The sequence below is a fragment of the Salmonella sp. SAL04214 genome, from assembly GCF_046550615.1.
Lineage (GTDB): Bacteria > Pseudomonadota > Gammaproteobacteria > Enterobacterales > Enterobacteriaceae > Salmonella > Salmonella enterica.
On the sequence record NZ_JBGDXT010000021.1, the window covers coordinates 1 to 10,825 of the forward strand.

Annotated in this window: 11 protein-coding genes, 2 other RNA genes and 1 pseudogene; 5 read left to right on the plus strand and 9 right to left on the minus strand. The window is 46.0% G+C overall.

What is annotated here, in order from left to right:
• The 3 genes and pseudogenes from ACLJQD_RS22745 to ACLJQD_RS22755 form a co-directional block, all read right to left on the minus strand.
• Nucleotides 1-305: pseudogene (locus ACLJQD_RS22745) on the minus strand (oxaloacetate decarboxylase); the annotation flags it as partial.
• Nucleotides 306-320: 15 nt separating this feature from the next.
• A complete protein-coding gene (locus tag ACLJQD_RS22750) occupies nucleotides 321-569 on the minus strand; it encodes an oxaloacetate decarboxylase subunit gamma (protein WP_001529440.1) in 249 nt (82 codons plus the stop codon).
• Nucleotides 570-618: 49 nt separating this feature from the next.
• Nucleotides 619-1,887 (minus strand): SLC13 family permease, encoded by a 1,269-nt coding sequence (locus ACLJQD_RS22755; protein ID WP_017442254.1) that lies wholly within the window; start codon nucleotides 1,885-1,887, stop codon nucleotides 619-621.
• 222 nt (nucleotides 1,888-2,109) lie between these two features.
• On the opposite strand from ACLJQD_RS22755, the gene ACLJQD_RS22760 reads away from it, so the two are divergent.
• Complete coding sequence (locus tag ACLJQD_RS22760) at nucleotides 2,110-3,093, plus strand: LysR family transcriptional regulator (protein ID WP_000282119.1); 984 nt, start codon at nucleotides 2,110-2,112, stop codon at nucleotides 3,091-3,093.
• Here the strand turns inward: ACLJQD_RS22760 and ACLJQD_RS22765 are convergent, their stop codons facing one another.
• Complete coding sequence (locus tag ACLJQD_RS22765) at nucleotides 3,094-3,984, minus strand: LysR family transcriptional regulator (protein ID WP_000405927.1); 891 nt, start codon at nucleotides 3,982-3,984, stop codon at nucleotides 3,094-3,096.
• A 129-nt stretch (nucleotides 3,985-4,113) separates the two neighbouring features.
• Here ACLJQD_RS22765 and ACLJQD_RS22770 point away from each other — a divergent pair, with 129 nt between their 5' ends.
• Complete coding sequence (locus ACLJQD_RS22770) at nucleotides 4,114-4,959, plus strand: fumarate hydratase (protein WP_000086831.1); 846 nt, start codon at nucleotides 4,114-4,116, stop codon at nucleotides 4,957-4,959.
• Between the two features lie 14 nt (nucleotides 4,960-4,973).
• Nucleotides 4,974-5,519 (plus strand): FumA C-terminus/TtdB family hydratase beta subunit, encoded by a 546-nt coding sequence (locus tag ACLJQD_RS22775; RefSeq protein ID WP_000970374.1) that lies wholly within the window; start codon nucleotides 4,974-4,976, stop codon nucleotides 5,517-5,519.
• Nucleotides 5,520-5,612: 93 nt separating this feature from the next.
• Here ACLJQD_RS22775 and aroG read toward each other — a convergent pair whose 3' ends face one another.
• The gene (gene aroG, locus ACLJQD_RS22780) at nucleotides 5,613-6,665 is read right to left on the minus strand and encodes a 3-deoxy-7-phosphoheptulonate synthase AroG (protein ID WP_001109233.1); all 1,053 of its coding nucleotides are present in this window, start codon (nucleotides 6,663-6,665) and stop codon (nucleotides 5,613-5,615) included.
• A gap of 319 nt (nucleotides 6,666-6,984) precedes the next feature.
• Here aroG and ACLJQD_RS22785 point away from each other — a divergent pair, with 319 nt between their 5' ends.
• Nucleotides 6,985-7,371 carry a YbgS-like family protein gene (locus ACLJQD_RS22785; RefSeq protein WP_000784380.1) on the plus strand — a complete coding sequence of 129 codons (387 nt, stop codon included), beginning with the start codon at nucleotides 6,985-6,987 and terminating at the stop codon, nucleotides 7,369-7,371.
• Between the two features lie 110 nt (nucleotides 7,372-7,481).
• On the plus strand, nucleotides 7,482-8,420 hold the full coding sequence (gene zitB, locus ACLJQD_RS22790) for a CDF family zinc transporter ZitB (protein WP_000951251.1): 939 nt from the start codon (nucleotides 7,482-7,484) through the stop codon (nucleotides 8,418-8,420).
• Here the strand turns inward: zitB and pnuC are convergent.
• From pnuC to ACLJQD_RS22810, 4 genes are all read right to left on the minus strand, one after another.
• A complete protein-coding gene (gene pnuC / locus ACLJQD_RS22795; protein WP_000345367.1) occupies nucleotides 8,417-9,136 on the minus strand; it encodes a nicotinamide riboside transporter PnuC in 720 nt (239 codons plus the stop codon). The genes zitB and pnuC overlap by 4 nt on opposite strands.
• A gap of 24 nt (nucleotides 9,137-9,160) precedes the next feature.
• Nucleotides 9,161-10,204 carry a quinolinate synthase NadA gene (gene nadA, locus ACLJQD_RS22800; RefSeq protein ID WP_017442253.1) on the minus strand — a complete coding sequence of 348 codons (1,044 nt, stop codon included), beginning with the start codon at nucleotides 10,202-10,204 and terminating at the stop codon, nucleotides 9,161-9,163.
• Between the two features lie 294 nt (nucleotides 10,205-10,498).
• A non-coding RNA gene (locus ACLJQD_RS22805) (RtT sRNA) lies at nucleotides 10,499-10,624 on the minus strand.
• 29 nt (nucleotides 10,625-10,653) lie between these two features.
• A non-coding RNA gene (locus ACLJQD_RS22810) (RtT sRNA) lies at nucleotides 10,654-10,821 on the minus strand.
• Nucleotides 10,822-10,825: the final 4 nt, after the last annotated feature.

The following is a 10,825-nucleotide window of genomic DNA, read 5'->3' on the forward strand; positions in this document are numbered from 1 at the left end:
TCGACGAAGCGCTCCACCACGTCGTCGGCGTAGTGGCGGTAGCCGAGCAGGTTCTGGCCGCGCAGCAACATCTGCAGGGGGGTTTTGGGCATGGCTTTTTTGAGCTCGCGCAGGCGGACCCACGGGTCTTCGCCGAGGAAACGGATGCAGGCGTCAAAGGTGGCGCCGCCCCAGCACTCCAGCGAGCCGTAGCCGACATCGTCAAGCTGAGCGGCAATCGGCAGCATATCGTCAAGGCGCAGGCGGGTGGCGAACAGGGACTGGTGGGCGTCGCGCAGGACGACATCGGTAATGGCAATGGTCATGGATTCCTCCGTAAATTAAGGGTTAAGGCGGCGATGGTGGTGGATAGCGGCGGCAATCACCGGCTTGAGGCGGGCAAAGTCGTCCGCGGGCGCGGCGGCGGCAGGTGCCAGTTTTGGCACCGGAGCTGGTTCAGGGAAGAAACGGTTGACGGCGGCGGACATGCCGCGGATGGCGAAAATCAGCAGGAACAGAAACGCCAGCACGAACCCCATGCCGAGGAACATCAGAGTGAAGCCTTCACCTAATAGCACCGAACTATTCATAATAAAGTCTCAAATTTAATAGTCTAAAATAGAAAAGTAATATCAGGCATTAATAGAAGGGATAAAATATCGGTAGTAAAATCATACTAACGATAAAACAAACCAAACTAATCGCCAGTCCGGGTTTTAAGAAATCTTTAAATTTAACATTCCCCGGGCCAATAATCATTGAGTTTGCAGGAATAGCCATTGGGGTACAAACAGCAACACTACTCGCAATAAAAACAGCAATAACAACTGCACGAGGGTCTGCGCCAATAGACTGTGCGATAGTCCACCCTACCGGGCATAACAACGTACATGCTGCAGTGTTACTCATAACTTGAGTCAAAGCCCATGTAAGTATCCACAATGATGCCATAATAATCATAACGCCAGAATCACCGGTTACTGAAATAACGGCATTGGCAATCATTTCTCCAGCACCAGTAGAATTAAGCGCGGCTCCTAAAGGCATCATAAACGCAAGCATGAAAACAGTTAGCGTTTCAAAAGAATTAAAAGTTTCCTTTTGTGTCAAAACGCCAGCAAATACAAGAACAATAGCCGCACAACACGCAATAATATGCATTGGAGGCAGAAACTTAATATAATCAGTTGCCACCATTCCAGCGATAGCCAGGATAAAAACGGCTAAAGTTAAATTTCTATGCCAGGCCGGAATTTGGCTATAATCCATTTGAGAATCAGATTGTGTATTTCCATCACGATCTGCGATGAGTTTTGAACCGAAGAAATAGAGAAATATAGAGCATGCAATCAGCAAAGGAATACCAATTTTAGCGTATTCGAAAAATGGCACCGACAGACTTCCCTTACTAAAAGTTTCAATAGTATTTTTAGCAATCAGATTTCCTGGCGAACCGATAATAGAAATATCAGCACCGATTGTTGCCCCAAAAACCAGAGGCATAAGAAGTTTAATAGGCTTAATCTGACTACTGGCGGCAATACCTAAAACAATAGGAATTAGCACAGCAACTGTTCCGCTATTAGAAACAAAGGCAGACATAACTCCACCAATAAGAAAAATCAATACACTAAGGCTTCTTTCTGTTTTAGCATATTTTAGTAAAATTTTACTTGATTGCCATGCCAAACCTGTTTTAAAAAATGCCGCACCGAGTACACACATGGCGACGATAAGAATAACATTCGCATTTACGATTGAAGCAAAAATATCCTTAGCATCGATAACACCGGTAAAATAAAGTGCCATTGGGACCATAAATGCAACTAATCCCATAGGAAGACGATCGCTAACAAAGATAATTATTGCAACCACTAAAACCAACAAAGTAATAATCGCTGGTGACATGTATACGTCCTTATATTATTAGGGTACAAAAACAACTCATTACAGTCATGAATACAACTACAACAAGCATAAATCACATGTTATACTAAAATTACATCTAATTAATTTCTATTGAGAAAGAATACACTCACATAAATAACAACACTTACCCGACAAAGGCATAACATATTCTTACTGCTTTTGTTTCTGTTTAATCAAATAATTTCCTCTTAAAATCTGTCTGTGTATAATGCTACTTATATAAATGAAACTCATCCAATGCTAATAAGGTTGCAGCTTATGCAATATCGGCATCACCTCGAACTAACATGGCTCGAAGACTGTCTGGCTCTAAAAGAAACGTTGAATTTCTCAAAAGCGTCTGCCTCAAGATATGTGACTCAACCCGCATTTAGTCGTCGGATACAATCTCTCGAAGAATGGGTGGGTACGCCCCTTTTTGAAAGAAGTAAACGGGGAGTCACCCTTACCAAAGCCGGAGAAGTATTTACAGACCAGCTTCCCGAACTGATCCACTCCTTGTACACATTGAAAAGTGATACCCTTGAGGCCGCAGGTAATAAACAACCTAGTCTTGTTTTTTCAGCAACGCATGCTTTGTCTTTCTCTTTTGTACCGCATTTGTTAAAACAGAGTGATAAAATTGCAAAATTTGGTTCATTTCGTCTTTTATCTGACTCATTGAATGCGTGCGAAAAAATGATGCGGCAGGGAGATTCACAATTTTTGCTGTGTCACCATCACCCACATATGCATCTAAATTTAAATAAAAATAACTTTATGAGCATTCGTCTTGGGTTTGATACATTAATTCCATTCAGTAAACCAGACTCAGAAACGTTAAAACCGTTGTGGAATATAAATAATAAGATTCAATTCCCTTACCTTTCTTTTTCATCACAATCAGGTCTGGGAAGAATAATAGCAAATACAGCGTCTATTAACAGAATTACCCATAATATAAATGTTGCCTTTGTGGCCGATCTGGCAGCAACACTATTGGCAATGGTCAGATCTGGCGACGGTGTTGCCTGGATACCTCAAAGCCTTGCCAGGCAAGATATAGAGGCTAAAACTATTGTTACTGCAGCGGAAAAAGAAAGCAATTTATGGGTACCCATAGAAATAAGACTTTATAGACCAGCCAAGAGAATGCCTCCAGATGCCGAAGAACTATGGGAAATTTTTGTTGAAGAACAAATATAATTATTTAATTGTAAAATGTTCTTTAATATAATCCTCAATGAATTTAATTAACGCTCTGGTTGCATATGATAAATATTTATCTTTCTTCCAGGCCAAACCAATCGTAACATAAGTCGGCTCAGTCATGGCCTTAGTTATTACTTTTTCGGCTTTAAGATCGACAGCGTCCAAAATGAAAGAAATTCCTTCATTTTTAGCAACCAGATCTATGTTGGTTTGAACCCTGTTTGATGATAGAAAAATATGTGTATGAATTCCTCGCTTTGTACATTCTTCAATAATCGTTTTTCTATGCCAGGAATCTTTTTTCATTAGTATCAATGGCTCATATTGTAGATCTTCCCAATCGATACTATCCTTTTTTGCCAGAGGATGTTTATCTGACATACATACCACGTGCTGCTGAGTCATTAATGGTACCGTAACTAATTCTTTTGGACAGTCATTAATAATAACAATAGCAAGATCCAGCTCTCCAGCAGAAAGTTTATCATGTAAACCAAAAGTCCCCTCTTCAACAAGAGAGAGTTCCATCTCTGGATAAATCTCTCGGAAATGCTTGAAGAGCGGTGAAAAAAGAAACAAACTTATCATCGGTGGGATCCCCAAAGTTACTATACCACCATTTTCATTACGATAATCTTTCATTTCCGCTACGCTATTTTTTAACGCAATAAGGATAGGTTCAATTTTTTGTAAGAAAAACATGCCCTCCTCAGTAAGGACAAGTTTATTTTTCTTTCTATCAAATAATGTCACCCCTAATTCAGTCTCTAACTTCTTAATAGCAATGGTGATATTAGGTTGAGAAACAAAATGCCGCTCAGCAACTCTGGTTAAGTTACCTAACAAAGAAGCGCTTACAAAATATTCTAATTGTCTAATTTCCATCTATTTTCCACTACTATAAATAAAATTTATCATTTAATAAAAATAACATATTTCCTTCCTACAATGAATACGAATATCATGAAAATGTGATCAATGGATAAAACAATGCAACATAGCACTGGAGGGAGTATGAGTCGTATATTAAATACAGAAATTATCATTCCGGTTATCGAAAAACTTGTAAAAAAAGCTTGTTATGAACTGGATGATAATCTCATGTGTTCTTTTCGTAAAGCATATGATAAAGAAGAGTCAAAGATCGGCAAGGAAACCATTAAGATATTAATTGATAATGGAGAGTATGCAAAAAAAGAACAACTTGCATGCTGCCATGATACCGGTACTTGTATCGTTATAATGGAAATTGGACAACATGTATGCTGGGAAGGTAAGCCGCTTAAAGATCAGGTGAACCAGGGTGTTCGCCAGGGCTATGAAAATGGATACTTAAGAAAATCCATGGTTGCAGATCCATTAGAACGTATTAATACTAATGATAATACTCCTGCAATTTTACATACTGAAATTGTTGATGGTGACCGAGTGACAATTACCGTTATGCCAAAGGGCGGCGGTAGCGAAAATATGGGAACTTTTAAAACATTGCTTCCCGGCGATGGTATTGATGGTATAAAAGATTTTGTTCTGGAAACTGTCCGTCGTGTAGGAGGCAATCCATGCCCTCCTTATATTATTGGTATCGGCGTTGGCGGTACAATGGACCACTGTTCGTGGATGGCGAAGAAAGCATTATTACGCCCTCTTGGTGAGTTCAATGCTAAACCACTTTATGCCCAGCTCGAAGCTGAATTATTAGAAGCTGTGAATAATACAGGGATCGGCCCTTTAGGTATGGGCGGGCGTATTACGGCGTTAGGCGTGCATGTCGATTACTATCCTTGCCATATCACTGCACTACCAGTCGCAATCAATTTCCAATGTAATGCAAGCCGCCACGCTAGTGAAATCATTTAATATCTGGAGAAGCTATGATGGAATTAACATTACCATTGACTAAAGAGAAAGCGAAAACTCTTAAGGTCGGCGATATATTATTTCTCACTGGATTTGCTTACACCTGCCGTGACGCCGCGCATAAAAAAATCGAAGTAGCGCTTAGTAACGGAGAAAAATCACCGGTCGATTTTCAAAACCAAACGATTTACTATGCTGGCCCCTGCCCTGCCAGACCTGGTTTACCTATTGGCTCCAACGGTCCTACAACGGCCGCGCGTATGGACCCATTTGTAGAAATGATGTTTCAACAAGGGGCAACTGCGTTTCTTGGCAAAGGCGATCGTGCTGATTATGTCGCTGAGCTTTGTAAAAAATACGGTGGGGTTTCGCTACTCGGGATTGGAGGAGCGTCTGCAATTAATACAAAACATGTTAAATCAGTAGAAATTGTTGCCTACGAAGAATTAGGAACAGAATCCATTAAGAAGTTATATTTTGACCGCTATAGAGTCATTGTAGGAATTGATTCGGAAGGAAATACCCTCCAGAAGCAGGAAGTACCTAAGTACGCCAAATAATAATACATTAATATTGGCAATATCGGTCCGGTAGGCTGTTACTGGACCGATATGTTTTCTATCCTGCACTTCACCACAGGATAGAAACTAAACTTAGCCGCGACGGGCTTTTACCGCCGCCGACAACTGACGAAGCAGCGCATCGGTATCTTCCCAGCCAATACAGGCGTCAGTAATGCTTTTACCGTAGGTCAGCGGCTGACCGCTTTCCAGACTCTGGTTTCCTTCCACCAGATGACTCTCTACCATCACGCCAATAATCGCTTTTTCACCGCCTGCTATCTGCTGACAGACATCGGCGCAAACCTCCATCTGCTTTTGAAATTGCTTACAGGAGTTGGCATGGCTGAAATCGATCATGACCTGCGGCGTTAGTCCCGCTTTGATGAGGCCTTCTTTCACCTCAGCAACATGCTGCGCGCTATAGTTTGGCGCTTTACCGCCGCGCAGAATGATATGGCAGTCGCCGTTGCCGCTGGTATTCACAATCGCTGAATGACCCCATTTAGTGACGGAGAGGAAGCAATGCGGCGCGCCGGCGGCGTTGATGGCGTCAATGGCGACTTTAATCGTGCCATCAGTACCATTTTTAAAACCGACCGGACAAGAGAGGCCAGACGCCAGTTCGCGATGAACCTGGGATTCAGTAGTCCGCGCGCCAATGGCGCCCCAGCTCATCAGATCGGCCAGATATTGCGGCGTGATCATATCGAGGAATTCGCCGGCGGCAGGCAGGCCGCTGTCGTTAATATCCAGCAGCAGTTTGCGCGCAATACGCAGACCGTCGTTAATCTGGAAGCTGTTATCCATGTGCGGATCGTTAATCAGTCCTTTCCAGCCGACGGTAGTACGCGGTTTCTCAAAATAGACGCGCATGACAATTTCAAGCTCGCCTTGAAGCTCATCGCGTAGCGCCAGCAAACGGGCGGCATACTCTTTCGCCGCTGCCGGATCATGAATTGAACAAGGACCGATCACCACCAGCAGACGATCGTCATTGCCTTTGAGAATTTTATGGATGGCTTTGCGCGCGTGAGCAACGGTATTTGCTGCATTTTCCGTGGCGGGAAACTTTTCCAGCAGCGCGACCGGAGGTAATAACTCGTTGATTTCTTTAATGCGTAAATCGTCGTTCTGATAATTCATGTTTATTCCAGTGTTGCCGTACTTATCCCAATGAATGCAATCCCTCCAATCTATCTCTTCAATTAAATAGTGTAAACGGGCTTTTACACTTTGAACGGAATAATCCTGGAATTCAGGAAAAAAACGCACAAATGTAGCGAAAAATGGGATCTAACCTACACTTTTTAACTGTAACCACTCTGTTTATGAATTATTGCAAGATTCTCTGCTGCGTTAACCCGCGGCGGCGAACGCTTTTTATCCCTTATTTGAGGATTTGACTGACACGTGCACTGTTGGAAGAGGTTATCCGACATATCCACCATAACAGGAGCATCTTATGAAAATGACAAAACTGACTACGCTTTTACTCACCGCTACCCTCGGCCTTGCCAGCGGCGCAGCGTTAGCTGCTGAATCTAACGCGCAATCCAGTAATGGCCAGGCGAACTCGGCGGCAAATGCCGGTCAGGTTGCCCCGGACGCCCGCCAGAATGTAGCGCCGAATGATGTGAATAACAACGACATCAATACCAACGGCAATACTAACAGCACGATGCAGCATCCAGACGGTTCAACCATGAATCATGACGGAATGACCAAGGATGAAGAGCATAAAAATACCATGTGTAAAGACGGTCGCTGCCCGGATATTAATAAAAAAGTGGAAACCGGTAATGGCGTCAATAATGACGTGAATACCAAAACCGACGGTACCACACAGTAATGCAGAAAAAAGTCTGATAACGGGAGAGCTTTCGCTCTCCTTTTTATTTTGTCAGCGAAAAATCAGTATGATGTCTACAGTATTGATGAGAATAACAAAGGAATGACGTTATGGCGCACTCACACTCTCATGCCGATTCACACCTGCCGAAAGATAATAATGCTCGTCGCCTGCTTTTCGCCTTTATCGTCACTGCCGGATTTATGCTCCTTGAGGTGGTGGGCGGGATACTCTCCGGCTCTCTGGCGTTGTTGGCGGATGCGGGACATATGCTCACCGACGCGGCGGCCCTTCTCTTTGCGCTGCTGGCGGTTCAATTTTCCCGTCGTCCCCCGACTGTTCGCCACACTTTTGGCTGGCTAAGACTCACCACACTGGCGGCTTTTGTGAATGCCATTGCGTTGGTGGTCATTACCCTTCTCATTGTCTGGGAAGCGATAGAGCGCTTTTACACGCCACGTCCGGTGGCGGGCAATCTGATGATGGTGATTGCGGTCGCGGGTCTGCTGGCGAACCTGTTTGCGTTCTGGATTCTCCATCGGGGAAGCGATGAAAAAAACCTGAACGTGCGCGCTGCCGCGCTACATGTGATGGGCGATTTGCTGGGTTCCGTCGGCGCAATAGTCGCCGCGTTGATCATTATCTGGACGGGCTGGACGCCAGCGGACCCGATTCTCTCTATTCTGGTTTCGGTACTGGTGCTACGCAGCGCCTGGCGTTTATTAAAAGATAGCGTCAACGAATTGCTGGAAGGCGCGCCGGTTTCGCTGGATATTAATGCCTTACAGCGCCATTTAAGCCGGGAAATCCCCGAAGTCCGCAACGTACACCATGTGCATGTCTGGATGGTCGGCGAAAAACCGGTCATGACGTTGCACGCTCAGGTCATTCCGCCACACGACCATGATGCGCTGCTGGAACGTATCCAGGATTTCCTGATGCACGAATACCATATTGCGCACGCCACGATTCAGATGGAATATCAAGTGTGTCACGGCCCGGACTGTCATCTGAATCAGACGTCATCCGGGCATGTTCATCACCATTAACGGGAAAGCGCGCGCGATCCTCGCTCCCGCGCGCTGTTTATCCACAGGCGGCTACCGTTCACGGCGATAAATGTCAGGATCAGATATTCCAGCGACATCGCATAGACGCCCTGCAAAGCAAAAATCACCACGCTGATCACGTTGATTACCACCCACAGGAGCCAGTTTTCGACATATTTTCGTGTCATCAGAATCATCGCCGCGATAGACAGCACCATCATGCAAGAGTCCCAGAACGGGAAAGCGTCCGGTTGCAGTACAGGCATTGTCACCTGTAACCCCAGCATCTGCATAATGGCGACGGCCACGCGCGTCAGGACGGCGAATACGGGATCGATATATCGCGTCATCAAACCGATAGCTATCACACATATCGCCAGCCATGCCATTGCTTTTGGCAACGGCAGCCAGCGGATTTTAAGCTCGGCTTGATTATCCTTTGTTTGCCGCGACCACGCATACCAGCCATAAATATTGGCGGCAAAGAAAAAGAGTTGCAGCAACAGGCTGGCATAAAGCTGGATCTGAAAGAAAATAATCGCAAACAGAGTGACGTTAACCAGTCCAAAAAAGTAGTTGCTGATCTTCTCCAGACTGGCAAGCCAAATACAGAGCAGGCCGGCGATGGTTCCTACCGCTTCGATCCACGAGAGATCGTACCCGCCAGCGCCAATCGGAATATGAATCAGTATGTTGTGCGTACTAAAAAAATCCATTCTCTCCCCCAAAGATTTCCGTCTTTACGCCCGAAGTGTAGTCGCAAAATCCAGCATCCGGTTGAGGGGCAGTAATGCGCCCTCGCGTAGCGCCGCATCAACCTGTATTTCATGCGCCGCGCCTCCCTGCCCCAGCCCTTCAGCAATAGCTTTCAGGCCATTCATCGCCATCCACGGACAGTGCGCGCAGCTACGGCAGGTCGCCCCCTCGCCAGCCGTGGGCGCTTCAAGCAGCTCTTTTTCAGGCACCGCCTGCTGCATTTTGTAGAAGATGCCGCGATCGGTCGCCACGATAAGCTGTCTGTGCGGCAGCGTTTTTGCCGCCTTAATAAGCTGACTGGTGGAGCCCACCGCATCGGCCATTTCGACAATGGACTGCGGCGATTCAGGGTGAACCAGAATAGCGGCATCGGGATAGATTTTTTTTAAACGGGTCAACGCCTGGGTTTTAAACTCGTCATGCACGATACACGCCCCTTGCCAACACAGTACATCGGCCCCGGTCTGTTTTTGCACGTAATTCCCCAGGTGTCTGTCCGGCGCCCAGATAATTTTTTCCCCCAAACTATCCAGATGCTCAATCAGTTCTACGGCGATACTGGAGGTCACAACCCAGTCCGCACGCGCTTTAACAGCAGCCGAGGTGTTAGCATAGACCACTACGGTTCTGTCAGGATGCGCATCACAAAAAGCGCTAAATTCGTCTATTGGGCAGCCTAAATCCAGCGAACATTCCGCCGCCAGGGTAGGCATAAGAATGGTTTTTTCGGGGCTGAGGATTTTGGCGGTTTCCCCCATAAACCGTACGCCCGCTACCAGTAGCGTGGATGCGGCGTGCTTCGCGCCGAAACGGGCCATTTCCAGTGAGTCGGAAATACAGCCGCCGGTTTCTTCTGCCAACTGTTGAATTTCCGGATCGGTGTAGTAGTGCGCCACCATGACGGCATTGCGCTCTTTGAGCAAGCGCTTGATTTTCTCACGATAAAATTGCTTTTCATCGTCGTTCAACGGCGTTGGTTTCGGCGGGAACGGGTAGATTGCGGCTTGTGGGTCAAACATTACGCTCATCGTGGCTTCTCGTTTTACTGACTTAACGAAACAACCGAATGAAAGCGTAATAAACGCCACAATCGGTTAATTTGTTTTATATGCTAAACAAGATAGCTGATTCAATAAGGAAAGTCACAATAATTACGTAGCCCCGTATCTGATGGCGGCGTAACGTCTTATCTGGCCTGCGTGAGCGGTGCCGTCTGTAGGCCTGATAAGCGCAGCGCATCAGGCAAGACCCGAACCTGCGACAGGTTCGAATCATCCATATTGCAGATAGCAAAAAGGCGCCGCCAGCGCCCTCTTTTACATTGGTGGGTCGTGCAGGATGACTCGCTTCGCTCGCCCTTCGGGCCGTCGCCGTAAACGGCTCCGTTGTCTCACTGCATGAGACCCGAACCTGCGGCAGGTTCGAATCTTCCATATCGCAGATAGCAAAAAAGCGCCTTTAGGGCGCTTTTTTACATTGGTGGGTTGTGCAGGATGACTCGGCTTCGCCTCGCCCTTCGGGCCGTTGCTGACGCAACGTTATCCTTCACGCTCAACATCTGAGTTTGATGTTAAATTGGTGGGTCGTGCAGGATTCGAACCTGCGACCAATTGATTAAAAGTCAACTGCTCTACCAACTGAGCTAACGA

Coding starts and splice junctions, on each gene's coding strand:
- ACLJQD_RS22770 (WP_000086831.1), top strand. CDS start 4,114: ATGAGTCGTATATTAAATACAGAAATTATCATTCCGGTTATCGAAAAA.
- ACLJQD_RS22765 (WP_000405927.1), bottom strand. CDS start 3,984: ATGGAAATTAGACAATTAGAATATTTTGTAAGCGCTTCTTTGTTAGGT.
- ACLJQD_RS22755 (WP_017442254.1), bottom strand. CDS start 1,887: ATGTCACCAGCGATTATTACTTTGTTGGTTTTAGTGGTTGCAATAATT.
- zitB (WP_000951251.1), top strand. CDS start 7,482: ATGGCGCACTCACACTCTCATGCCGATTCACACCTGCCGAAAGATAAT.
- nadA (WP_017442253.1), bottom strand. CDS start 10,204: ATGAGCGTAATGTTTGACCCACAAGCCGCAATCTACCCGTTCCCGCCG.
- aroG (WP_001109233.1), bottom strand. CDS start 6,665: ATGAATTATCAGAACGACGATTTACGCATTAAAGAAATCAACGAGTTA.
- pnuC (WP_000345367.1), bottom strand. CDS start 9,136: ATGGATTTTTTTAGTACGCACAACATACTGATTCATATTCCGATTGGC.
- ACLJQD_RS22775 (WP_000970374.1), top strand. CDS start 4,974: ATGATGGAATTAACATTACCATTGACTAAAGAGAAAGCGAAAACTCTT.
- ACLJQD_RS22785 (WP_000784380.1), top strand. CDS start 6,985: ATGAAAATGACAAAACTGACTACGCTTTTACTCACCGCTACCCTCGGC.
- ACLJQD_RS22750 (WP_001529440.1), bottom strand. CDS start 569: ATGAATAGTTCGGTGCTATTAGGTGAAGGCTTCACTCTGATGTTCCTC.